Origin of the sequence: Streptomyces broussonetiae, assembly GCF_009796285.1 — a bacterium.
Taxonomy (GTDB): Bacteria; Actinomycetota; Actinomycetes; order Streptomycetales; family Streptomycetaceae; genus Streptomyces; species Streptomyces broussonetiae.
The window spans coordinates 7,315,563-7,338,536 of record NZ_CP047020.1; the positions used below are offsets into that span (position 1 = coordinate 7,315,563).

General features: G+C 72.5%; 20 protein-coding genes. 19 read left to right on the plus strand and 1 reads right to left on the minus strand.

What is annotated here, in order from left to right; translation table 11 throughout:
- Positions 1-195: 195 nt before the first annotated feature.
- The 10 genes from allB (at position 196) to GQF42_RS33645 (ending at position 9,773) form a co-directional block, all read left to right on the plus strand.
- Positions 196-1,533: an allantoinase AllB gene (gene allB / locus GQF42_RS33600; protein WP_158926246.1), complete on the plus strand. Its 1,338-nt coding sequence runs from the start codon at positions 196-198 to the stop codon at positions 1,531-1,533.
- Between the two features lie 53 nt (positions 1,534-1,586).
- A complete protein-coding gene (gene alc, locus GQF42_RS33605; protein WP_158926248.1) occupies positions 1,587-2,702 on the plus strand; it encodes an allantoicase in 1,116 nt (371 codons plus the stop codon).
- Between the two features lie 140 nt (positions 2,703-2,842).
- Positions 2,843-3,658, plus strand: coding sequence for an AIM24 family protein (locus GQF42_RS33610; protein ID WP_158926250.1), 816 nt, complete (start codon positions 2,843-2,845; stop codon positions 3,656-3,658).
- A 75-nt stretch (positions 3,659-3,733) separates the two neighbouring features.
- A complete protein-coding gene (locus GQF42_RS33615) occupies positions 3,734-4,360 on the plus strand; it encodes a dihydrofolate reductase family protein (protein WP_158926252.1) in 627 nt (208 codons plus the stop codon).
- Positions 4,361-4,470: 110 nt separating this feature from the next.
- A complete protein-coding gene (locus GQF42_RS33620; RefSeq protein ID WP_158926254.1) occupies positions 4,471-5,382 on the plus strand; it encodes a DMT family transporter in 912 nt (303 codons plus the stop codon).
- An 85-nt stretch (positions 5,383-5,467) separates the two neighbouring features.
- Positions 5,468-5,863: a ribonuclease domain-containing protein gene (locus tag GQF42_RS33625; RefSeq protein ID WP_158926256.1), complete on the plus strand. Its 396-nt coding sequence runs from the start codon at positions 5,468-5,470 to the stop codon at positions 5,861-5,863.
- A gap of 241 nt (positions 5,864-6,104) precedes the next feature.
- Positions 6,105-7,364: a sensor histidine kinase gene (locus tag GQF42_RS33630; protein WP_375994730.1), complete on the plus strand. Its 1,260-nt coding sequence runs from the start codon at positions 6,105-6,107 to the stop codon at positions 7,362-7,364.
- A gap of 257 nt (positions 7,365-7,621) precedes the next feature.
- Positions 7,622-7,831 carry a hypothetical protein gene (locus GQF42_RS33635; RefSeq protein ID WP_158926258.1) on the plus strand — a complete coding sequence of 70 codons (210 nt, stop codon included), beginning with the start codon at positions 7,622-7,624 and terminating at the stop codon, positions 7,829-7,831.
- Between the two features lie 13 nt (positions 7,832-7,844).
- Positions 7,845-8,516 (plus strand): response regulator, encoded by a 672-nt coding sequence (locus GQF42_RS33640; protein WP_158926260.1) that lies wholly within the window; start codon positions 7,845-7,847, stop codon positions 8,514-8,516.
- Between the two features lie 72 nt (positions 8,517-8,588).
- Positions 8,589-9,773 carry a cytochrome P450 family protein gene (locus GQF42_RS33645; RefSeq protein ID WP_325100369.1) on the plus strand — a complete coding sequence of 395 codons (1,185 nt, stop codon included), beginning with the start codon at positions 8,589-8,591 and terminating at the stop codon, positions 9,771-9,773.
- A gap of 59 nt (positions 9,774-9,832) precedes the next feature.
- On the opposite strand, the gene GQF42_RS33650 is transcribed toward GQF42_RS33645, so the two are convergent.
- Positions 9,833-10,855, minus strand: coding sequence for a Gfo/Idh/MocA family protein (locus GQF42_RS33650; RefSeq protein ID WP_158926262.1), 1,023 nt, complete (start codon positions 10,853-10,855; stop codon positions 9,833-9,835).
- Positions 10,856-10,973: 118 nt separating this feature from the next.
- Here GQF42_RS33650 and GQF42_RS33655 point away from each other — a divergent pair, with 118 nt between their 5' ends.
- The 9 genes from GQF42_RS33655 (at position 10,974) to GQF42_RS33695 (ending at position 22,852) form a co-directional block, all read left to right on the plus strand.
- Complete coding sequence (locus tag GQF42_RS33655; protein WP_158930870.1) at positions 10,974-11,723, plus strand: GntR family transcriptional regulator; 750 nt, start codon at positions 10,974-10,976, stop codon at positions 11,721-11,723.
- Between the two features lie 166 nt (positions 11,724-11,889).
- The gene (locus GQF42_RS33660) at positions 11,890-12,894 is read left to right on the plus strand and encodes a sugar ABC transporter substrate-binding protein (RefSeq protein ID WP_158926264.1); all 1,005 of its coding nucleotides are present in this window, start codon (positions 11,890-11,892) and stop codon (positions 12,892-12,894) included.
- Positions 12,891-13,952 carry an ABC transporter permease gene (locus GQF42_RS33665; protein WP_158926265.1) on the plus strand — a complete coding sequence of 354 codons (1,062 nt, stop codon included), beginning with the start codon at positions 12,891-12,893 and terminating at the stop codon, positions 13,950-13,952. Before GQF42_RS33660 ends, GQF42_RS33665 begins: the two co-directional genes overlap by 4 nt.
- Positions 13,949-14,752, plus strand: a complete 804-nt coding sequence (locus GQF42_RS33670; protein ID WP_407699505.1) for an ATP-binding cassette domain-containing protein — start codon at positions 13,949-13,951, stop codon at positions 14,750-14,752. Before GQF42_RS33665 ends, GQF42_RS33670 begins: the two co-directional genes overlap by 4 nt.
- 118 nt (positions 14,753-14,870) lie before the next feature.
- Positions 14,871-16,016 (plus strand): ROK family glucokinase, encoded by a 1,146-nt coding sequence (locus GQF42_RS33675; protein ID WP_158926267.1) that lies wholly within the window; start codon positions 14,871-14,873, stop codon positions 16,014-16,016.
- Entirely contained in the window at positions 16,013-16,594 is a 582-nt protein-coding gene (locus tag GQF42_RS33680) for a sugar kinase (protein WP_158926269.1), read from the plus strand. Before GQF42_RS33675 ends, GQF42_RS33680 begins: the two co-directional genes overlap by 4 nt.
- A 98-nt stretch (positions 16,595-16,692) precedes the next feature.
- On the plus strand, positions 16,693-19,539 hold the full coding sequence (locus GQF42_RS33685) for a DEAD/DEAH box helicase (RefSeq protein ID WP_158926271.1): 2,847 nt from the start codon (positions 16,693-16,695) through the stop codon (positions 19,537-19,539).
- 536 nt (positions 19,540-20,075) lie between these two features.
- The gene (locus GQF42_RS33690) at positions 20,076-22,067 is read left to right on the plus strand and encodes an SWIM zinc finger family protein (RefSeq protein ID WP_456115213.1); all 1,992 of its coding nucleotides are present in this window, start codon (positions 20,076-20,078) and stop codon (positions 22,065-22,067) included.
- A 341-nt stretch (positions 22,068-22,408) separates the two neighbouring features.
- The gene (locus GQF42_RS33695) at positions 22,409-22,852 is read left to right on the plus strand and encodes a hypothetical protein (RefSeq protein WP_158926273.1); all 444 of its coding nucleotides are present in this window, start codon (positions 22,409-22,411) and stop codon (positions 22,850-22,852) included.
- The last annotated feature ends 122 nt before the right edge of the window (positions 22,853-22,974 follow it).

Below are 22,974 nucleotides of genomic sequence, written 5' to 3' on the forward strand. Positions count from 1 at the left end.
GTTCTGCTTGCTGGAATTCTAATTCCGCTTTGTGGAAACGTCCAGAGTGGGTGCGGGTGGCCTGCTGTCCAGAAGTGTGCCCCTTGACGGCGGGGAAGTGGGAGTGAAGACTCCTTCAACAGAACGTTGAAATCCGTTACGTGGGTGTAAATCCCGTTTTCTGGGCGTAAAACGGCGGTACAGAGAGGGGTTCGGGTGTCCGACGCTGAACTGGTCCTGCGCTCGACGCGCGTCATCACTCCGGAAGGGACGCGGGCGGCCACGGTCACCGTGTCGGCGGGGAAGATCACGGCCGTGCTGCCGTACGACGCCGAGGTCCCGGCGGGTGCGCGGCTGGAGGACTTCGGCGACCACGTCCTGCTGCCCGGCCTGGTCGACACCCACGTGCACGTCAACGACCCCGGCCGTACCGAGTGGGAGGGCTTCTGGACCGCCACGCGCGCGGCGGCGGCCGGCGGCATCACGACCCTGGTCGACATGCCGCTCAACTCCCTCCCGCCCACCACGACCGTGCAGAACCTGCGGGTGAAGCAGGACGTGGCCCGCGACAAGGCGCACATCGACGTCGGCTTCTGGGGCGGCGCCCTGCCCGACAACGTCAAGGACCTGCGCCCGCTCCACGACGCCGGCGTCTTCGGCTTCAAGGCGTTCCTGTCCCCGTCCGGCGTCGACGAGTTCCCGCACCTGGACCAGGACCAGCTCGCCCAGTCGCTGGCGGAGATCGCCGGCTTCGACGGGCTGCTGATCGTGCACGCCGAGGACCCGCACCACCTCGCCGCCGCCCCGCAGCACGGCGGACCCAGGTACGCCGACTTCCTCGCCTCCCGCCCGCGCGACGCCGAGGACACGGCCATCGCCACCCTGATCGCGCAGGCCAAGCGGCTCGACGCACGCGTGCACATCCTGCACCTGTCCTCCAGCGACGCGCTGCCGCTGATCCGGGCCGCCCGCGCCGAGGGTGTCCGCGTCACCGTGGAGACCTGCCCCCATTACCTGACCCTGACCGCCGAGGAAGTCCCGGACGGCGCCAGCGAGTTCAAGTGCTGCCCGCCCATCCGCGAGGCCGCCAACCAGGACCTGCTGTGGCAGGCGCTGGCCGACGGCACCGTCGACTGCGTCGTCACCGACCACTCGCCCTCCACCGCCGACCTGAAGACCGACGACTTCGCCACCGCCTGGGGCGGCATCTCCGGCCTCCAGCTCAGCCTGTCCGCCGTATGGACCGAGGCCCGCAGGCGCGGCCACGGCCTGGAGGACGTCGTGCGCTGGATGTCCGAGCGGACCGCCGCACTCGTCGGCCTGGACCAGAAGGGCGCCATCGCACCCGGCCGCGACGCCGACTTCGCCGTCCTCGCCCCGGACGAGACCTTCACCGTCGACCCGGTCGCCCTCCAGCACCGCAACCGGGTCACCGCGTACGCCGGCAGGACCCTGCACGGCGTCGTGAAGTCCACCTGGCTGCGCGGCGAACGCATCGTCCACGACGGCGAGTTCACCGAGCCGAAGGGCACGCTGCTCGCCCGCCCCCAGTGAGCCACCCCGCACCAGCGGGCCGGCCGACGCACAGAAAGGAAACCCTGATCACCGTGACGGCGACCCCCAGCTTCACCGGCGACGCGAACCCCTACGGAGGCGGCGACCCGTACGCGGACTACCGCACCGCCGACTTCCCCTTCACCCAGTACGCCAACCTCGCCGACCGGCAGCTCGGCGCCGGTGTCGTCGCCGCCAATGACGAGTTCTTCGCCCAGCGCGAGAACCTCCTGGTGCCCGAGCGGGCCGAGTTCGACCCCGAGCACTTCGGGCACAAGGGCAAGATCATGGACGGCTGGGAGACCCGCCGCCGGCGCGGTGTCTCGGCCGGGCACCCGTGGCCCACCGCCGAGGACCACGACTGGGCACTGGTCCGTCTCGGCGCGCCCGGCGTGATCCGCGGCATCGTCGTCGACACGGCCCACTTCCGCGGCAACTACCCCCAGGCCGTCTCGGTCGAGGCCGCCTGCGTCCCCGGTTCCCCGTCCCCTCAGGAACTGCTGGGCGACGACGTGAAGTGGACGACGATCGTCCCGCGCACCCCGGTCGGCGGACATGCGGCCAACGGCTTCGAGGTCGGCGTCGAGGCGCGCTTCACGCATCTGCGCGTCAACCAGCACCCCGACGGCGGCATCGCCCGCCTGCGGGTCTACGGCGAGGTGGTACCGGACCCGCAGTGGCTCGGTGTGCTCGGCACCTTCGACGTGGTCGCCCTGGAGAACGGCGGCCAGGTCCAGGACGCCTCCAACCTCTTCTACTCCCCGGCCACCAACACCATCCAGCCGGGCCGCTCCCGCAAGATGGACGACGGCTGGGAGACCCGCCGCCGCCGAGACCAGGGCAACGACTGGATCCGCTACCAGCTGGCCGCCCAGGCGCAGATCCGTGCGATCGAGATCGACACCGCCTATCTCAAGGGCAACAGCGCCGGCTGGGCCTCGGTCTCGGTCAAGGACGGCGAGGACGGTGAGTGGACCGAGATCCTGCCGCGCACCCGCCTCCAGCCCGACACCAACCACCGCTTCGTGCTGCCCGCCCCGGCCGTCGGCACGCACGCGCGCGTGGACATCTTCCCCGACGGCGGCATCTCCCGCCTGAGGCTGTTCGGTTCGCTGACGGAGCAGGGCGCGGCCGGTCTCGCCGCGCGGCACCAGGAACTGGGCGGCTGACCCACCCAGCACGCGCGCGGGGCGCCCCGGCCTGGACAGCACCGGGCGCCCCGCGTGTCACCCTTACGGATCCGGTCACCCGTAAGGATCGGCTTTCGGCCGCCAGGAACTCAACGGTCCGTCTCCCGCGTTCTTCCCGTGTGACCCTTCAGCAAGAGATCGTCGGCAACGCCATGCAGATGGCGGTCGTCAACCTGCAGCCCGGCCAGACCGTGTACTGCGAGGCCGGGAAGTTCCTGTTCAAGACGACGAACGTGACCATGGAGACCCGCCTGTCCGGCCCGTCCGGAAACGGAAGCGGAGGCCAGCAGGGGCAGGGCGGCGGCATGGGCGGCCTGCTGCGCCAGGCCATGGGCACCGCCATGCAGGTCGGCCAGCGCATGCTCGCGGGCGAGTCGCTGGCGTTCCAGTACTTCACCTCCCAGGGCGGCGAGGGCACGGTCGGCTTCGCGGGCGTGCTCCCGGGCGAGATGCGCGCGCTGGAGCTGGACGGCACGCGCGCGTGGTTCGCCGAGAAGGACGCCTTCGTGGCCGCGGAGTCCACCGTGGACTTCGGCATCGCCTTCGCCGGCGGTCGCACCGGCATGAGCGGCGGCGAGGGCTTCATCCTGGAGAAGTTCACCGGGTACGGCACGGTGATCATCGCCGGCGCGGGCAACTTCATCGACCTCAACCCCGCCGACTTCGGCGGCCGTATCGAGGTGGACACCGGCTGTGTGGTCGCCTTCGAGGAGGGCATCCAGTACGGCGTCCAGCGCGTCGGCGGCCTCAACCGGCAGGGGATCATGAACGCCGTCTTCGGGGGCGAGGGCCTCTCCCTGGCCACCCTGGAGGGCAACGGCCGGGTGATCCTGCAGTCGCTGACCATCGAGTCCCTGGCCAACGCCCTGAAGAAGGCCCAGGGCGGCGACAAGCAGGGCCCGACCGGCGGTCTGTTCTCCACCCACGCCGGCTGAACCGATGAGTCGCGGGTGCGGGCGGGGTCTCAAGAGACGACCGAAAGCCCCCGCACCCGGAAGAAGGCACCCGCCATGGGCAAGCTCGTCTCCACCGTCTTCGTCACCCTCGACGGCGTCTACCAGGCGCCCGGCGGCCCCCAGGAGGACACCAGGGGCGGCTTCACCCACGGCGGCTGGAGCTTCACGTTCGGCGACGAGGACTTCGGCCGCTTCGTCGCCGAGGTCTTCGGCCGCGCCGGCGCCTTCCTGCTCGGCCGCCGTACGTACGACATCTTCGCCGGCTACTGGCCGAAGGTGACCGAAGCGTCCCACCCCATCGCCTCCCCGCTCAACGCCCTTCCCAAGTACGTCGTCTCCGCCACCCTCCAGGCGCCCGAGTGGTCCGGCACCACGGTGATCTCCGGCGACCTCGCCAAGGAGGTGCGGGCCCTCAAGGAGCGCACGGACGGCGAACTCCAGGTCCACGGAAGTGGTGCCCTGGTCCGGTCCCTGATCGACCTGCGCCTGCTCGACACCCTGCACCTGCTGACCTTCCCGGTCGTCCTCGGCACTGGCCACCGCCTGTTCCCGGACGGCACGGTGCCCACCCGTTTCCGGCACACCGGCGGCCGCGTCACCGCAGCCGGCATCTCCCTGCAGACCTACGACCTGACGGGCGACCCCGAGTACGGGTCGTACGAACTGCCCGAGGACGCCTGACCGCGCGCGAAAGCGGTGGCCGAAGATCATCGCCGCCGGTACGGTGAGCGCGCCCCGTGCGAGCCGCCGACGTCTCCGCACCCCCTACGGAGACCGGGAGAGCCGCCCGCATGTCCTCGCTCACCGTGTCCGGCGCCGCCGCCCTGCCACGCCGTGCCTGGCGCACCGACCTGCCCGTCCTGCTCGTCGCCGTGTGCTGGGGCGCCAGCTACCTCGCCGCCAAGGACGTCACCACGGCCCGTACCGTGCTCGCCGTCCTGGTGCTGCGGTTCGCGCTCGCCGTGCCCGTCCTGGCCGTCGCCGGACGCCGCGCGCTGCGCTCGCTCACCGGCGCCCAGTGGCGCGGTGCGGCCCTGCTCGGGCTGATCCTCAGCGGGATCTTCCTGCTGGAGACCTACGGAGTGGTGCACACGTCGGCGACCAACGCCGGCCTGATCATCAGCCTCACCATGATCTTCACTCCGCTCGCCGAGGCCGCCGTCACCCGCACCCGGCCCACCCCGGCCTTCCTCGGCGCTGCGCTGCTGTCGGTGCTCGGCGTCGTCCTGCTCACCCAGAACGGCGGCCTCACCCGGCCCTCGCCCGGCGACCTGCTGATGCTGCTCGCCGCGCTCGCCCGCACCGTGCACGTCCTCGCCATGTCCCGGCTTCGGGCCGTCCAGGGCGCCGACGCGCTGCCGCTCACCACCGTCCAACTCGGCGCGTCCGTCGCCGTCTTCGCCCTGTTGTCGGCCCTTTCCGGCGGTCCTGCGCCCTGGGCGGTCGCGGCGGACCTCGGCGTGCGGGACTGGGCCGGGCTGCTGTTCCTCGCCGTGCTGTGCACGGTGTTCGCGTTCTTCGTGCAGATGTGGGCGGTGCGCCGCACGTCCCCGTCCCGGGTCGGTCTTCTGCTCGGCACCGAGCCGCTGTGGGCCGCCGCGGCCGGCATCGCGCTGGGCGGGGAACGGCTCGGCACAGCCGGTCTCGCCGGTGGCGTCCTGGTGCTTGTGGGGACCGCGTGGGGACGCAGGGCGGCAGGTTAACTTCCTGAAAACTCATCGGACTTGAAAGGAAAATCTTCAATATTGTCGTTGACATGCCAACGTCTACGCGCGTCATCATGAGGGCATGAGATTCCCCCCACGCGCAACTCGCATCGGCGCCGCAGCCGCGCTCCTGTCCGCCCTCGTCGTCGGCGGCACCGTCTCCGCCACCACGGCGAACGCCGCGGCCGACTCGGTCGGCAGCATCTGCTACGGCAGCCTCCCGTCGCAGGCCCACGACACCCTGGACCTCATCGACCAGGGCGGCCCCTTCCCGTACTCGCAGGACGGCGTGGTCTTCTCCAACCGTGAAGGCGTCCTGCCCAGCGAGCCCAGCGGGTACTACCACGAGTACACGGTGATCACCCCCGGCTCCCCCACGCGCGGTGCCCGGCGCATCGTCACCGGTGAGGCGTCCCAGGAGGACTACTACACCTCCGACCACTACGCGACGTTCAACCTGATCGACTTCGGCTGCTGAGCCGGACGACAGGACCCGGGAGAACAGCGCGACAGATGTGACAGCCAGGCCCTCGCCCCGCGGCCACGCCCCCACCCCGGGCCGCAGGGCGAGCGGCGTCCGGGCCGGCGCCGGCCCGGACGCCCAGGGGCCGTACGAAGGCCGGTGGTACGCGCCGAAAGTCGGTGATCCTGCGACTTTGGTAGCCGATCCCGCGCGCGGGGCGGTCACCAGTGACGGGCTCTGCGTAGATTTGTCGACCGTGAGTGAAGACCGACCCCGGCCGGCCCCCGTTCCCGAGAACGAGCTGCGCCGCTGGATGCTCCCGTCGGCCGTGGTGAAGGAACTGGACCCGGACGCGGTGCCCGAGGGGCGCCGGCTCCGGCGCACGGCCCGCGACTGGGCCGTCGACACCTGCTGCTTCCTGCTGGTCGTCCTGCTGTACCTGGTGACCGCGGTGTCTTTGGTACGGCATCCCGACGTGCCCCAGGGCTACGTCGTCGCCGACGTCGTGCTGGGCGGCCTGTCCTGTCTCGCCGTCTGGTTTCGCCGCCGCTGGCCGGTCGGCCTCGCCGTCGTGATGATCGCGGTCGGTTTCGCCTCCGAGACCTCCGGCTGGGTCACCCTGGTCACCCTGTTCACCGTCGCCGTGCACCGGCCGTTCCGGTACGTCGCCTGGACCGGCGGTGCCAACCTCGCCCTCGTACCCCTCTACTACTGGCTGCGGCCCGAGTCCGGTCTGTCGTACACGGCGGGCCTCGTCTTCGCGCTGCTGCTCACCGTCGCCGTGATCGGCTGGGGGATGTTCGTCCGCTCCAAGCGGCTGCTGATGCTGAGCCTCAGGGACCGTGCCCACCGGGCGGAGACCGAGGCGCGGCTGCGCGCCGAGCAGGCCCAGCGGCTCGCCCGTGAGGACATCGCCCGCGAGATGCACGACGTGCTCGCCCACCGGCTCACCCTGCTCAGCGTGCACGCCGGTGCCCTGGAGTTCCGGCCGGACGCGCCCCGCGAGGAGGTCGTGCGGGCCGCCGGCGTCATCCGCGAGAGCGCCCACGAGGCTCTGCAGGACCTGCGGGAGATCATCGGCGTCCTGCGCACCGGCGGCTCCGACGACGCGGCAGGCGGCCGTCCGCAGCCGACGCTCGCCGTGCTCGACCAACTCGTCGGCGAGTGTCGCGAGGCCGGTATGAAGATCGTCCTCGATCACCGCGTCGCCGACCCGGCCGCCGTACCCGCCTCGGTCGGCCGCACCGCCTACCGCATCGCCCAGGAGGCCCTGACCAACGCCCGCAAGCACGCCCCCGGCGCCGAGGTCGCCCTCCGCCTCGCCGGCGCCCCCGGCGACGGCCTCACGATCACGGTCACCAACCCGCCCCCGAAGGCCGAGGCCCCGCCCGTGCCCGGCTCCGGCCAGGGCCTGATCGGCCTCAGGGAGCGGGCGACACTGGCCGGCGGGCGGCTGGAGCACGGCGCCACGGCCGACGGCGGATTCGAGATCCGGGCCTGGCTGCCCTGGGGGTGAACGGGGCGCGGTCCCGTCCGGGGTGGGCGGCGGGGACCAACCCCCCCGGCCGCGTGCGGGCGTCGGACCGACAGCGGGATCCGGGTGGGACCCGAGCGGGACCCGAGCGGGATCCGAGCGGGATCCGGGCGGGATCCGGGCGGGATCAGGGCGGGATCAGGGCGGGATCAGGGCGGGATCAGGGCGGGATCCGGGCGGGATTCGAGCGGGAGACGGGGTCCGGCGGTCCGCCGGTCCAGGGGCGGGAGTTCACGGGCATGCGCACGAGCCCGGGCGCGGGCATGAGCACGGGCGTGGGCATGAGCACGGTCATGGAGATCGGCATCGGCGTCGTCCTGGACGCCCCCGTCGGGCCCGCCGCTGATACGGATCGGTTCCGTGGGCGGCGGCCCGGTGTCACGCGCGGCTTTCCCCGGCCCGCCGAGCGGGTGGGTCCACGGCGGCACCCGGGGCCGCACGAACCGTGATTACGTTGGGCCCATGACGCCGATCAGACTCCTCCTCGTAGACGACGACCCCCTGGTGCGCGCCGGACTCGCGCTGATGATGGGCGGGGCCGAGGACATCGAGATCGTCGGGGAGGCCGCCGACGGCGCCGAGGTCGAGGACCTCGTCGGGCGCACCCGGCCCGACGTCGTCCTGATGGACATCCGGATGCCCTCGGTGGACGGGCTCGCGGCGACCGAGCGGCTGCGCGCGCGTGCGGACGCCCCGCAGGTCGTGGTGCTGACCACCTTCCACGCGGACGAACAGGTGCTGCACGCCCTGCGCGCGGGCGCCGCCGGGTTCGTCCTCAAGGACACCGCGCCCGCCGAGATCGTCGACGCGGTGCGCAGGGTCGCGGCCGGCGAACCGGTGCTGTCGCCCGACGTCACCCGTCAGTTGATGCGGCACGCGGCCGGCACCGCCGCCGACTCCCGGCAGGCACGCGCGCGTGAACGGCTCGCCGCGCTCAACGACCGCGAGCGCGAGGTCGCCGTCGCCGTCGGCCGCGGCCTGGCCAACGCCCAGATCGCCACCGACCTGTTCATGAGCGTGGCCACCGTCAAGACCCACGTCTCCCGCGTCCTCGCCAAGCTCGGCCTCAACAACCGGGTCCAGATCGCCCTGCTCGCCTACGACGCGGGACTTCTCGACGAGGACGGGCACTAACGCCGTACGCCGCCCGTTGTCCCTTCACGGGGAGACACCCGGTGGGCCTCGGGGGAGTCCGGAAGGGGAACTGTGGACGGGCAACAGGTGGTCGATCTGCGGGAGTTCGACGAGGCGCTCCGCGAGGATCCGCATCCGGTCTATGCCCGGCTGCGCCGGCAGGGTCCCGTGCACCGCGTCCGGTTCCCGGGCTGGGACGACGACGCCTGGCTGGTCGTCGGCTACGAGGCGGCGCGGGCGGCCCTCGCCGACCCCCGGCTGGCCAAGGACACCAGCAAGATCGGCGTGACCGTCATGGAGCGGGAGATGGTCGGCGATCACCTGCTGGCCACCGACCCGCCCCAGCACACCCGCCTGCGGGCCCTCGTCACGCGCGCGTTCACGATGCGCCGGGTCGAGCAGTTGCGCCCGCGGATCCAGCAGATCACCGACGATCTGCTGGACGAGATGCTCCCGGCGGGCCGCGCCGACCTCATCGGATCGCTCGCCTACCCGCTGCCCATCACCGTCATCTGCGAGCTGCTCGGCGTCCCGGACATGGACCGCGCGGAGTTCCGCAAGATGTCCACCGAGGTGGTCGCCCCGTCCGCCGCGCAGGGGGCGGACGACGCGGTCGTCCGCCTCGGCGCGTACCTCACCGAGCTGATCGAGGACAAGCGCTGCGCCGGCCCCACCGACGACCTGCTCAGCGACCTGCTCCGCACCACCGCCGAGGACGGCGACCGGCTCTCCGCGCGGGAACTGCGCGGCATGGCCTTCCTGTTGCTGATCGCCGGCCACGAGACCACCGTCAACCTGATCGGCAACGGCATCCACGCCCTTTTGACCCACCCCGACCAACTCTCCGCCCTGCGCGGCGACATGGGGCTCCTGGACGGTGCCGTGGAGGAGATGCTGCGCTACGAGGGCCCGGTGCACACCGCCACGTACCGGTTCGCGGCCGAGCCCCTGGAGATCGCCGGCACGCCGATCGGGAAGGCCGACCATGTGGTGGTCGGCCTCACCGCCGCCCAGCGCGACGGCGGCCGCTTCGGTGACCCCGACCGCTTCGACATCCGCCGCGACACCCGGGGCCATCTCGCCTTCGGCCACGGCATCCACTTCTGCCTCGGTGCGCCGCTGGCCCGCCTGGAGGGCCGGATCGCCATCGGCGCCCTCCTGGAGCGCGCGCCCGGCCTCGCGCTCGACGGCACACCGGGAGCGTGGCTGCCGGGCCTGCTGATGAGGGGGATGCGCAGCCTTCCGGTGCGCTGGTGAGCGGCCCCTGACCCGGGGTGTGGGCGGCCCACGGGATGCGTCGTGCGCAGGCCCCGCCCTCAGCCGTACGACGGCTGCACCCGGTCCGGGATCTCCGCGAGGGCCACCGGGCGCCGCTCCCGCCGGGAGATCTCACAGGCCTCGGCGATCCGCAGCGCCTGCAGGGCCTCGCGGCCGTCGCACGGGTTGGGCCGCTCGCCGCGCACCACCTCGACGAAGGCGTTCAGCTCGGCTTCGTAGGCGGGCCCGAAGCGCTCCAGGAAGCCCGTCCACGGCTTGTCCGCGGGCGGCGGCCCGGTCGGCTCGGTGGATGCGAGCGGCGTACGGTCGTCCAGGCCGACCACCGCCGTGTCCCGCTCCCCGGCCAACTCCATGCGGACGTCGTAACCGGCGCCGTTCAGACGGGTCGCGCTCGCCGTGGCCAGCGTGCCGTCGTCCAGGGTGAGCAGGGCCGCGCCGGTGTCCACGTCACCGGCCTCGCGGAACATCACGGGCCCGGCGTCCGAACCTGCGGCGTACACGTCGGCCACCTCACGCCCCGTCACCCAGCGCAGTATGTCGAAGTCGTGGATCAGTGTGTCCCGGAACAGCCCACCGGACAGCGGCAGCCACTCGGCCGGGGGAGGGGACTGGTCGCAGGTCATCGCCCGTACGGTGTGCAGCCGCCCGAGCCGTCCCGAGCGCACCGCCTCGCGGGCGCCGGCGTACCCCGCGTCGAAGCGCCGCTGGAACCCCATCTGCAGGACCGTTCCGGCCGACTCCACCTCGGTGAGGGCCTGCAGCGTGCCGGGCAGGTCGAGCGCGATCGGCTTCTCGCAGAAGACCGGCAGGCCCGAACGGGCCGCCCGGCCGATCAGTTCGGCGTGCGCCGCGGTCGCGGTGGTGATCACCACCGCGTCCACGCCCCAGGTGAAGATCTCGTCCACCCCGGGAGCCGCCGTCTCGCCCAGCCGGTGCGCCAGTTCCTGCGCCCGCGCCGGATCCGTGTCCGTGAGGATCAGCGAGCCGACCTCTCGGTGGCGGCTGAGCGTTCTCGCGTGAAGGGTGCCGATGCGGCCCGTACCGATGACCCCGATGCGCATGGAAACAAAGTGAGGGCGGACCCCTGGCGCTGTCAATGCAAATGTCCGGACAATCGGACTACACAACTTCCCGTCAACCCGTCACACGGCTACGCTCGAGCCCGTGCCGAAACCAGATGTGGACCCGACCGTCGCGCTCGACCTCCGTGTCGACCGCAGTTCACCGGTGCCGTTGTACTTTCAGCTCTCCCAGCAGCTGGAGGCTGCGATCGAGCACGGCAGCCTCACCCCGGGCAGCCTGCTGGGCAACGAGATCGAGCTGGCCGCACGGCTCGGCCTGTCCCGGCCGACCGTCCGCCAGGCCATCCAGTCCCTGGTCGACAAGGGGCTCCTCGTGCGCCGCAGAGGCGTCGGCACGCAGGTCGTGCACAGCCAGGTCAAGCGCCCGCTGGAGCTGAGCAGCCTCTACGACGACCTGGAGGCGGCCGGCCAGCGGCCCGCGACCAAGGTGCTGGTCAACACCGTCGTGCCGGCCTCCGCCGCGGTCGCGGCCGCGCTCGGTGTCACCGAGGGCGCCGAGGTGCACCGCATCGAACGGCTGCGCCTTGCGCACGGTGAGCCGATGGCGTACCTGGTCAACCATCTCCCGACCGGGCTGCTCGACCTGGACACCGGCCAGCTGGAGGCCACCGGCCTGTACCGGCTGATGCGTGCCGCCGGGATCACCCTGCACAGCGCGCGGCAGTCCATCGGGGCCCGCGGCGCCACGGCCGCCGAGGCCGAGCGGCTCGCCGAGACCGAAGGCGCCCCGCTGCTCACCATGCAGCGCACCACGTTCGACGACACCGGCCGGGCGGTCGAGTTCGGCGACCACACCTACCGTCCGAGCCGTTACTCCTTCGAGTTCCAGTTGCTCGTACGGCCGTGACGGAGGACTCCGGATTCGTCGCAATGTCCGGACAAGAGGACCGCTGGGCCACCCCCTGCCCTGTCATGAGTGTTCACGGTGTTCGATACTGGAGTATTTGGGGCCGCTGAAGACTGATCGCCGGCCCCTTCCGTACGTATGAACACGGCAAGAAGGGCACGGCCTCGTGGCACGGTTTCGGACCTGGGCAGTCATCGCGCTGACAGGGGCACTTTCGCTGTCTCTGGGGGCGTGCAGCAGCACCGGCGGCAAGCGGGCCGAGGACGCCCGCAACGCCGCGGCGGCCCAGGGCAGGGCGGCGGTGAACACCCCGCGCTGGACCTTCGCGATGATCACCCACTCCGGAGACGGTGACACCTTCTGGGACATCGTGCAGAACGGGGCCAAGCAGGCCGCCGTCAAGGACAACATCAACTTCCTGTACTCGCACGACGACGATGCCCAGCAGCAGGCGCAGCTGGTGGATGCCGCCGTGGACAAGAAGGTCGACGGCATCATCCTCACCCTCGCCAAGCCTGACGCCATGAAGGCCGCCGTGGCCCGTGCCGAGAAGGCGGGCATCCCGGTGATCACGGTCAACTCCGGCTCCGAGGAGTCCAAGGCCTTCGGCGCCCTGGCCCACATCGGCCAGGACGAGACCATCGCCGGCGAGGCCGTCGGCGACGAGCTGAACAAGCGCGGGAAGAAGAAGGCCCTGTGCGTCCTGCACGAGCAGGGCAACGTCGGGCACGAGCAGCGCTGCGACGGCGTCGCCAAGACCTTCCGCGGCACGCTCCAGAAGCTGTACGTCAACGGCACCAACATGCCCGACGTGCAGTCCGCGATCGAGGCCAAGCTCCAGGCCGACAGGTCCATCGACTCCGTCGTCACCCTCGGCGCCCCCTACGCCGACACCGCCGTGAAGGCGAAGGGCGACGCGGGCAGCAAGGCCGAGATCGACACCTTCGACCTCAATGCCCAGGTCGCCGCCGAGCTGAAGAGCGGCACCCTCGGCTTCGCCGTGGACCAGCAGCCGTACCTCCAGGGCTACGAGGCGGTCGACCTGCTGTGGGCCTACAAGTACAACGGCGACGTCCTCGGCGGCGGCAAGCCGGTGCTGACCGGTCCGCAGATCATCACCAAGGACCAGGCCGCGGCGCTGGCCGAGTACACCGAGCGGGGCACCCGATGAGCGCGACCGTGGAAAAGACGGCCGACGAACCCCCGAAGACGGCTGACGAAAGGATTCTGCAGACCTCGCCGCTGAAGAAGCTGCTCTCCCGGCCGGAGCTGGGTTCGGTCGTCGGCGCGCTCGCCGTCTTCGTCTTCTTCGCCGTCGTCGCCGACGGCTTCCTCAACGCCTCCAGCCTCAGCACCGTCCTGTACGCCTCCTCGACCATCGGGATCATGGCCGTACCGGTGGCGCTGTTGATGATCGGCGGCGAGTTCGACCTGTCGGCCGGTGTCCTCGTGACGTCCTCGGCGCTCATCTCCTCGATGTTCAGCTACCAGATGACGGCGAACACCTGGGTCGGCGTGGGCGTCTCCCTGCTGGTCACCCTGGCCGTCGGTGCCTTCAACGGGTTCATGCTCACCCGCACCAGGCTGCCCAGTTTCATCATCACCCTGGGCACGTTCCTGATGCTGACCGGCCTGAACCTCGGCTTCACCAAGCTGATCGACGGCACGGTGTCGACGAAGACCATCGGGGACATGGAGGGCTTCCCCTCCGCCCGCGCCGTCTTCGCCTCGACCCTCTCCATCGGCGGTGTCGACTTCAAGGTCACGATCCTGTGGTGGCTGGGCCTGGTCGCCCTCGCCTCCTGGATCCTGCTGCGCACCCGCGCCGGCAACTGGATCTTCGCCGTCGGCGGCAACCAGGACGCGGCCCGCGCGGTCGGCGTCCCGGTCGCGGCGACCAAGATCGGCCTCTACATGGGCGTGGCGTTCGGCGCCTGGATCTCCGGCCAGCACCTGCTCTTCTCCTTCGACGCCGTCCAGTCCGGGGAGGGCGTCGGCAACGAGCTGATCTACATCATCGCGGCCGTCATCGGCGGCTGCCTGATCACCGGCGGCTACGGCAGCGCGATCGGCTCCGCCGTGGGCGCGCTCCTCTTCGGCATGACGAGCAAGGGCATCGTCTTCGCCGAGTGGAACCCGGACTGGTTCAAGTTCTTCCTCGGAGCGATGCTGCTCCTCGCGACCCTGCTCAACGCCTGGGTCAAGAAGCGCGCGGAGGCGACGGCATGACCGACGAAGTGACCGAGACATCCGAGCGCACGGCGCTGGTCGAGCTGGCCGACGTGGCCAAGCAGTACGGCAACGTCCGCGCCCTGGAGGGCGTCTCGCTGGAGGTCCACGCGGGCGAGATCACCTGCGTACTCGGCGACAACGGCGCCGGCAAGTCGACGCTGATCAAGATGATCGCCGGCCTGCACCGCCACGACGGCGGCACCCTGCGCATCGAAGGCGAGGAGACCCGCCTCGCCTCCCCGCGCGAGGCCCTGGACCGGGGCATCGCCACGGTCTACCAGGACCTCGCCGTCGTCCCGCTGATGCCGGTCTGGCGCAACTTCTTCCTGGGCTCCGAGCCCCGCAAGGGCGTCGGCCCCTTCAAGCGCCTGGACATCGACCTCATGCGCCGCACCACCCGCGAGGCACTGCTGCGCATGGGCATCGACCTCAGGGACGTGGACCAGCCCATCGGCACCCTCTCCGGCGGCGAACGCCAGTGCGTGGCGATCGCCCGCGCCGTCCACTTCGGAGCGAAGGTCCTGGTCCTGGACGAGCCGACGGCGGCACTGGGTGTGAAGCAGTCCGGTGTGGTCCTGAAATATGTGGCGGCAGCACGGGACGAAGGCCTGGGCGTCGTCTTGATCACCCACAACCCGCACCACGCCTACCTGGTGGGGGACAGGTTCGTACTCCTGCGCCGAGGCACGATGGTGGGCAATTACACACGGGATGAAATAACCCTGGACGAATTGACCGGGCAAATGGCCGGCGGCTCCGACCTGGACGCGCTACGCCACGAACTGCAGCGCAGTTAGAGGGGCGTGGGCAGCGACGCGATCGACCACGGACCACTCGCACCCGTCACCGATCGCGCCCCCGCCTGCCCTTCCCCGTACAGCACGCTTACCGGCGGTGAGGCAGAATCGACGAACGATGAGCACCTATCGCGACCTCACCGCCCCCATCGGCTCCCGCCGGGCCCCCGTGCTCCGGACGGTCGGCACCAGGGAACGCCGCTCCCACCTGACCGCACCGCGTGTCCCCACGGTGGGTATCGACATCGGCGGGACCAAGGTCATGGCGGGCGTCGTGGACGCCGACGGCAACATCCTGGAGAAGCTCCGCGCGGAGACCCCGGACAAGTCCAAGAGCCCCCAGGTCGTCGAGGACACCATCGTCGAACTGGTCCTGGACCTGTCCGACCGGCACGACGTGCACGCGGTCGGCATCGGCGCCGCCGGCTGGGTCGACGCCGACCGCAACCGCGTCCTGTTCGCCCCCCACCTGTCCTGGCGCAACGAACCCCTGCGCGACCGCCTGAGCGGCAGGCTCTCCGTGCCGGTCCTCGTCGACAACGACGCCAACACCGCCGCCTGGGCCGAGTGGCGCTTCGGCGCCGGCCGCGGCGAGGACCACCTCGTGATGATCACGCTCGGTACCGGCATCGGCGGCGCCATCCTGGAGGACGGCCAGGTCAAGCGCGGAAAGTTCGGCGTCGCGGGCGAGTTCGGCCATATGCAGGTCGTGCCCGGCGGCCACCGCTGCCCGTGCGGCAACCGCGGCTGCTGGGAGCAGTACAGCTCCGGCAACGCCCTCGTCCGTGAGGCAAGGGAGCTGGCCGCCGCCGACTCCCCGGTGGCCTACGGGATCATCGAGCACGTCAAGGGCAACATCGGCGACATCACCGGCCCGATGATCACCGAGCTGGCCCGCGAGGGCGACGCCATGTGCATCGAACTGCTCCAGGACATCGGCCAGTGGCTCGGCGTCGGCATCGCCAACCTCGCCGCCGCCCTCGACCCGTCCTGCTTCGTGATCGGCGGCGGTGTCTCGGCCGCCGACGACCTGCTCATCAGCCCGGCCCGGGACGCCTTCAAGCGCCACCTCACCGGCCGTGGCTACCGCCCCGAGGCCCGCATCACCCGCGCCCAGCTCGGCCCCGAGGCCGGCATGGTCGGCGCCGCCGACCTGGCCCGGCTGGTGGCCCGCCGGTTCCGCCGCGCCAAGCGCCGCCGGGTGGAGCGCTACGAGCGCTACGAACGCTACGCCCAGGTCCGCCGCGACCAGGACACCGCATGACCGCGGCGCTGCCCCGCCAGGCCGCTCCGCCGGACGAGCCGCGCCACCCGGTCGAGAACCCCCGGCACAAGGCGAAGCGCCGTGCGCTCACCCTGCTGATCATCGGCCTGCTCATCGGCATCCCGGCCGGCTACCTGGTGATCTCCGCCAACCAGAGCCGCAACAGCGGCAAGGACAAGGAGGCGAAGTACGCGGCGACCGGCCTGACCCCGCTCTGGCCGTCGAAGGTGCAGCGCCGCCTGTACCAGGTGACCGTTCCGCACCCCGCCGTCTCCGTCGCCTCCTACGAGACGAACAACTGGAAGACCAGCCGTCTCTATGTACAGTTCCGCACCAACGCCGCGGGCCTGGACGCCTTCCTGGAGTCCATGGGCGCACGCCGGGAGGAGCTGAAGAGGGACGACATCGCCATCGGCGCCCGCGACCAGAAGGTCAGCGGCTGGCACTTCACCGGCACCGGCCCCTGGCTGGGGCTCACGCACGCGCAGAAGAACCCCGCACCCACTCAGGACGTGGTCGTGAACATGTCCGACCCGAGCGCTCCGGCGGTGTACGTCGTCTCGCGCACCGTGCCGTGACACCGGACCCCGGCCGGTGTCCGGGGCCGGTTGTCAGACCCCGCCCGTAGAGTCGAAGACGTCTGATCCGGCGCACGGGCGGGAGGTGGAAGGGACGTATGAGCACAGGCACGGCCGCGGTGGCCGAGCGCGCGGACGGTTCCGGGCGGACCGGGGACCGGGTCCCGGTGCGCCTCGCGTCGGTCTATCTGCCCGCGGCCCTGCCGCGCGAGGGCCGCATCGCCTTCTGGGACCCCGACGGCGGCGCCCTGCCCGGCCCCGGCGACACCGAGGAACTGACCGTCGTACGACGTCAAGGCGCGAGCGTCCGCCGCCGGCAGGTCCCCGCGCTGACCCTGCCGCTCACCGAGGCCCTGCCGCTGCTGGTCAGGGCCCGCCGCGACCCGGCCGCCCACCCGGCGACGGCCTGCTGGGGCGCCGCCGCGCTGCACGCGCTCAGGCTGGTCGCCCGCGGCCGGCTGCTGCCGGGCCTGACCCCGAGCGGACACGACGCCTGGCGGGCCGGCCCCCTGGAGCCCGACGACATCGCCCATCTGCGCGCGGTGGCCGCGGCCCTGCCGCCGGAGGGCCACGCCGTACCGCTGCCGGACCCCGGCCCGCTCCGGCTGCCCGAGCCGGAGGCCCTGGTCCGCTCCTTCCTCGACGCGGTCGCCGACGTGCTGCCCCGCACCCCGGCCGCCCCGCACACCGCAGGCCGGCCCTTCGCCGCCCGCGAGCCCGTGGCGCTGCCCCAGGCGCACGCGTGGGCGGCCGAGGTCGCCGCCGGCATGGACGCGGGCGTACGCATCTCGCTGCGCCTGGACCTGTCCGCGTACGACGTCTTCGACGCAGGTGCTGCCGACGGCGCGCGGGCCGCGGGGGCGGCGATCGTGCAGGTGCACAGCCTGGCCGACCCCACCCTGGTGGCCGACGCGGCGGCCCTGTGGGCGGGGGAGGCCGATGCCGCGTTCGGTCCCCGCGCGCGCGTGGACGCCGCCCTCGCCGTCCGGCGCGCGGCCCGTGTGTGGCCGCCCCTGGACCGGCTTGCCGAGCAGGACGTGCCCGACGTGCTCGCCCTGTCCGAGGAGGAGCTGGGCGAGCTGCTGGGCGTCGCGGCCTCCAGGCTGGCCGCCGCCGGGGTCGCCGTGCACTGGCCGCGGGACCTCGCCCGCGATCTGACGGCCGCCGCCGTGGTCCGCCCGGCCCCCGGCTCGGCGACCGACGGCACCGGCTTCTTCGAGAGCGAGGACCTGCTGCAGTTCCGCTGGCAGCTGGCGCTCGGCGGTGATCCGCTCAGCGAGGCCGAGATGGACGCCCTCGCCGAGGCCCACCGCCCGGTCGTACGGCTCCGGGACCGCTGGGTCCTCGTCGATCCGGCGCTGGTCCGCAAAGCCCGCAAGCGTGAACTGGGCCTGCTCGACCCGGTCGACGCGCTGTCCGTCGCGCTCACCGGCACCGCCGAGGTCGACGGCGAGAGCGTCGAAGCCGTACCGGCCGGCGCCCTGGCGGCTCTGCGCGACCGCCTCACGGCGGGCCTGCGCCCGGCGGACCCGCCCCCGGGCCTCGCCGCCACCCTCCGCGACTACCAGCTGCGCGGCCTGGCCTGGCTCGACCTCATGACCTCCCTCGGCCTCGGCGGCTGCCTCGCCGACGACATGGGCCTCGGCAAGACCGTCACTCTCATCGCCCTGCACCTGAAGCGGGCCCGCACCGAGCCGACCCTCGTGGTCTGCCCGGCCTCCCTGCTCGGCAACTGGCAGCGGGAGATCACCCGGTTCGCGCCAGGCGTGCCGGTCCGCCGCTTCCACGGCCAGGAGCGCACCCTGGACGGCCTGGCGGGCGGCTTTGTGCTCACCACGTACGGCACCATGCGCTCCGCCGCGGCCAGCCTGGCCGAGCAGCCCTGGGGCATGGTCGTCGCCGACGAGGCCCAGCACGTGAAGAACCCCTACTCCGCCACGGCCAAGGCGCTGCGCACGATCCCGGCCCCCGCGCGCGTGGCGCTCACCGGCACCCCGGTGGAGAACAACCTCTCCGAACTGTGGGCCCTGCTCGACTGGACCACCCCCGGCCTCCTCGGCCCCCTGAAGTCCTTCCGCGCCCGCCACGCCCGCGCGGTGGAGAACGGCGAGGACCAGGAGGCCGTTGACCGCCTCGCCCGCCTGGTCCGCCCCTTCCTCCTGCGCCGCAAGAAGTCCGACCCGGGCATCGTCCCCGAGCTGCCGCCCAAGACCGAGACGGACCACCCGGTGCCCCTCACCCGCGAGCAGGCCGCGCTGTACGAGGCGGTGGTGCGCGAGTCGCTGCTCGCCATCGAGACCGCCGAGGGCATCGCCCGCCGGGGCCTGGTCCTCAAGCTCCTGGGTGCCCTGAAGCAGATCTGCGACCACCCGGCGCTGTACCTGAAGGAAGACGCGCGCCGCGACGGCCTGGCGGCTCGCTCCGGCAAACTCGCCCTGCTGGACGAGCTGTTGGACACCCTGCTCGCCGAGGACGGCTCGGCGCTCGTCTTCACCCAGTACGTCGGCATGGCCCGCCTCATCACCGCGCACCTGTCCGCCCGAGCGGTCCCGGTGGATCTCCTGCACGGCGGTACCCCGGTGCCGGAGCGCGAGCGCATGGTCGACCGCTTCCAGAGCGGTGAGACACCGGTCCTGGTGCTGTCCCTCAAGGCGGCGGGCACCGGCCTGAACCTCACCCGCGCGGGCCATGTCATCCACTTCGACCGCTGGTGGAACCCGGCCGTCGAGGAGCAGGCCACCGACCGCGCCTACCGCATCGGCCAGACCCAGCCCGTCCAGGTCCACCGCCTGGTCACGGAGGGCACGGTCGAGGACCGAATCGCCGAGATGCTCGCCGCCAAGCGTGCCCTCGCCGACGCCATCCTCGGCTCCGGCGAGGCGGCCCTGACCGAACTGACCGACCGCGAGCTGTCCGACCTCGTCTCCCTGCGGAGGACACCATGAGCCTCCCCCCGCAGGACCCCACCCCGGCCACCACCCCACGCCCGGCCGACGCGGCCCGGCAGGCCCTGCGGGCTGCACGGGAGCGGGCACAGGCCGAGCGCGACGCGGCACCGGACACGGACGTGGCACCGGACACGACGCAGGCCCCGGCACCCGGCGGCGCCGGGGGAGCAACGGAGGCAGCGGAGGCAACTGACGTAGCGGAGGCGGCGGAGGTCTCGCCCGGCAGCGAGCCGCAGCCGTGCGGTACGGCACAAGCACAGACGCAGACCCGGCCACCGCAGGACCTGGCCGAGCCCGCGGCGGAACACTCCGCCCGCACCGAACCGAGGCCCGCCGACGCGGCACGCGCGGCACTCAGGACCGCGGTTGCGGGTTCGGCCCAAGGCGGTGACAACCCGATGTCCCGGCTTCGCCCTGCCGTTGCGGCGGGTGAGGCGCCGGTGTCGGCCGGGGGTGGGGATCCGGGGTCTCGTTCTCGCCCTGGCGCTGCGGTGGGGGACGCGCCTGTTTCGGCTCGGGGCGGTGAGTACCCGATGTCCGGGCTCGGTCCTGGGGTTGTGGCGGGTGAGGCGCCTGTTTCGGCCGGGGGTGGGGATCCGGTGGCCCGGCTTCGGGCTGCCGCCGCGGCGGGCGACGTGACTACCCCGGCTCGGAGTGAGCTTCCGGAGCCCCGGACCCTCCCCGCCGCCGCACCGGCCGACGGCAGCGGCGGGGCCCAGGCCGAGAGCCCCATGCCCCGCCCCACAGCCCCGCCCGGCGGCCGTCCCGCCGACGTCGCCCGGGAAGCGCTGCGTGCGGCCCGGCAGGAGGCACTTCGGGCCGAGAACGAGGCGGAGCAGGCCACCGTGCGTGGCACCCGCGCGGCAGAACCGCGCACCCGGCGCGGGCCCCGCGTGACCGGCGGCCCTGCCGCCACGACGCCGCCCACCGCGCCCGACCCCGGGCCGGACTCCCGAGCGGCTCGCGTCAAGGCGGTCCAGGACATACGGCACTACCTGGCCGACGCCTTCCGGATGCCGACCTGGTCCGACACCCCGGAGGAGCAGCACCGGACCACGGACACCGACACCGACTCCGGCGCCCACGCACGCCAGGACCGGTCCTCTTCGGCTCCCGCCGCCCCCACCGACCAGGCACACGCGGCTCAGTCGCCCACTGCCTCTGCCACCCAGATCACCCCCACCAGCCCCGACGACCCTCATCACCCGACCCCCGCGCCCACGTCCCCGCGCCTGCCCCTCACCATGGCCACCCCGCACCGCGATTTCGAACTGCGGCGTACGTTCCCGGAGTTCGCGCCCCGCGAGGCCACCGCTGAGGGTGCGTCGTTCGCCGCGACCTGGTGGGGCAACGCGTGGGCGGATGCCCTGGAGCAGGGGGCGCTGGATCCCAAGCGGCTGGAGCGGGGGCGTGGTTATGCCGACCAGGGGCATGTCGACGCGATCACCGTGACACCGGGGCTCGTGCTGGCGTACGTGCGAGGGAGCCGGCCGCGGCCGTACCGCGTGCAGGTACGGGTCCGCACGCTGGAGGACACCGACTGGGAGCGTTTCCTCGACGCGGCAGCCGAGCGGCCGGGGCACATCGCCGCGCTGCTCGACAAAGAGCTGCCCCAGGCCCTCGCCGCCTGCGGCGTCCCCCTGCTGCCCGGCCCCGGCGACCTCGCCCCGCGCTGCAGCTGCCCCGACTCCGGTCACCCCTGCAAGCACGCGGCCGCCCTGTGCTACCAGACGGCCCGGCTGCTCGACGCCGACCCGTTCGTGCTGCTCCTGCTGCGCGGCCGGGGCGAGAAGGACCTGCTCGACGCGCTCTCCCGGCGCAGCGCCGCCCGCGCGGCCCGGGACCGGCGGCCCGGGACCCTGCCCGGTGTACGCGCCACCGACGCGCTCGCCCCCCGTCAACTGCCGCCGCTGCCCCCGCCGTTGCCGGTCCCACCGCATCCCGAGCAGCCACCGGTGTACCCGGCGGCGCCCGGCGGCCCGGACCCCTTCGCGCTGGACCAGCTCGCCACGGACGCCGCCGCCCGGGCGCACACGCTGCTCGGGACCGGGCATGACCCGGTGGGCGAGCTGACCCTGTGGCAGGACGCGGTGCGCCTCGCCGCGGCCCGCCCCGGCTCCGGCCTCACCGCCACCACCCGCACCCTTTACGCCACGCTCGCCACCGCCGTCGGCCGCACCCCGTCCGACCTCGCGCGGGCCGTCGCCGCCTGGCGCCAGGGCGGGGCGAGCGGGCTGGCCGTCCTGCAGGAGCCGTGGGACCCGCCGGCCGGCCGCTTCGACCGGGCCCGCCCGCTGCTGCTCGCCGCCGACCTCCCGGCCTTCCGCCCCTGGCGCAACCGCCTCACCCACCCGCGTGGCCACGTCCAGCTCCGGCTGAGCCGCGAGGGGTTGTGGTACGCGTACGAGTCGGATCCGGGCCAGGACGACTGGTGGCCCCGTGGCACGCCCGACCTGGATCCGGTGGGCGCGCTGACCGGCCTGGGCACACCGGACGACGCGCAGGGCGATGGTGTGCACCCGTGACGCCGTGGCGGTCACGCTCTTTCCCCCGGCGCGGCTAGTGCGGTGGTGCCTGCGAAGACCGCGCACGAACTGTGGATGTCCGGTGTGCCGGTACGGGGCGGTGCGCCGGTGCCTGGTGGCCGGTGGCATCATGACCGGCCGGATCGACATCGGCGGGCGGGGGAGACGTGACACCGGTGAGGACGCAAAGACGTCCCCGAACGAGGCCGGGCAGCGAACCCAGGACGAGGCTGGGCCGTATCGGGACGGCGCTGTTCATGGTGTTCGTCGGGGTGTTGTTCGCCGGCCTCGGGATCGGCGGAGGCGTGGGTCTCGCCGGGGACCTGAGGTACTCGACGCGAATGTCCGGCACCCCGGGGCTGCTGACGATCGACGAGTGCATCACCACGGGTACCGGCAAACAGCGGCACACCGACTGCCACGGCGTCTTCCGCTCCGACGATCACCAGGTCACGGACCAGTTCGCCGCCATCGGCGAGTCCTACCAGAAGGGGACGGTCCTACCGGTCCAGCGGGACGCGAGGGGCCGTTGCCACCTTGTCGGGGTCGCCCCGACTGCCGGGCGGCTGGCGGGGATCTGCGCCTGTGTGGTGGCACTCGTCGGCGGCCTGGCCTCCTTGTGCGGCGCCTTTGCCACCGTGATGCCGCGGCTGGGCGGCCGGATCGGCGCGGCCCTGTGGTCACCGAAGGCCGGCCGGATGCTGAGCCGGCTGCTGCAGGCGTGCGGTGTCGGTTTCGCCGTCTTCGGGGTGACGGGCGTGATCGGCTGGCTGGCCATGCCCTGACGGCAGAATCGAGCGATCGGACATATCAGATAGAGCCTGCCCCGGGCAGGATCTACACTCAGTTGGTAGCCGCAAGCAACGGAACGTGAGTGATGATCGGCACGGGCCGTCGGCGAGGTCGT

Bases quoted from the DNA above. Each gene is read 5' to 3' on its own strand.
- GQF42_RS33680 (WP_158926269.1), top strand. From the start codon at position 16,013: ATGACCGCGGCGCTGCCCCGCCAGGCCGCTCCGCCGGACGAGCCGCGC.
- GQF42_RS33635 (WP_158926258.1), top strand. From the start codon at position 7,622: ATGCGCACGAGCCCGGGCGCGGGCATGAGCACGGGCGTGGGCATGAGC.
- GQF42_RS33640 (WP_158926260.1), top strand. From the start codon at position 7,845: ATGACGCCGATCAGACTCCTCCTCGTAGACGACGACCCCCTGGTGCGC.
- GQF42_RS33625 (WP_158926256.1), top strand. From the start codon at position 5,468: ATGAGATTCCCCCCACGCGCAACTCGCATCGGCGCCGCAGCCGCGCTC.
- GQF42_RS33670 (WP_407699505.1), top strand. From the start codon at position 13,949: ATGACCGACGAAGTGACCGAGACATCCGAGCGCACGGCGCTGGTCGAG.
- GQF42_RS33650 (WP_158926262.1), bottom strand. From the start codon at position 10,855: ATGCGCATCGGGGTCATCGGTACGGGCCGCATCGGCACCCTTCACGCG.
- GQF42_RS33615 (WP_158926252.1), top strand. From the start codon at position 3,734: ATGGGCAAGCTCGTCTCCACCGTCTTCGTCACCCTCGACGGCGTCTAC.
- GQF42_RS33665 (WP_158926265.1), top strand. From the start codon at position 12,891: ATGAGCGCGACCGTGGAAAAGACGGCCGACGAACCCCCGAAGACGGCT.
- GQF42_RS33685 (WP_158926271.1), top strand. From the start codon at position 16,693: ATGAGCACAGGCACGGCCGCGGTGGCCGAGCGCGCGGACGGTTCCGGG.
- GQF42_RS33620 (WP_158926254.1), top strand. From the start codon at position 4,471: ATGTCCTCGCTCACCGTGTCCGGCGCCGCCGCCCTGCCACGCCGTGCC.
- GQF42_RS33695 (WP_158926273.1), top strand. From the start codon at position 22,409: ATGTCCGGCACCCCGGGGCTGCTGACGATCGACGAGTGCATCACCACG.
- GQF42_RS33675 (WP_158926267.1), top strand. From the start codon at position 14,871: ATGAGCACCTATCGCGACCTCACCGCCCCCATCGGCTCCCGCCGGGCC.
- GQF42_RS33690 (WP_456115213.1), top strand. From the start codon at position 20,076: ATGTCCGGGCTCGGTCCTGGGGTTGTGGCGGGTGAGGCGCCTGTTTCG.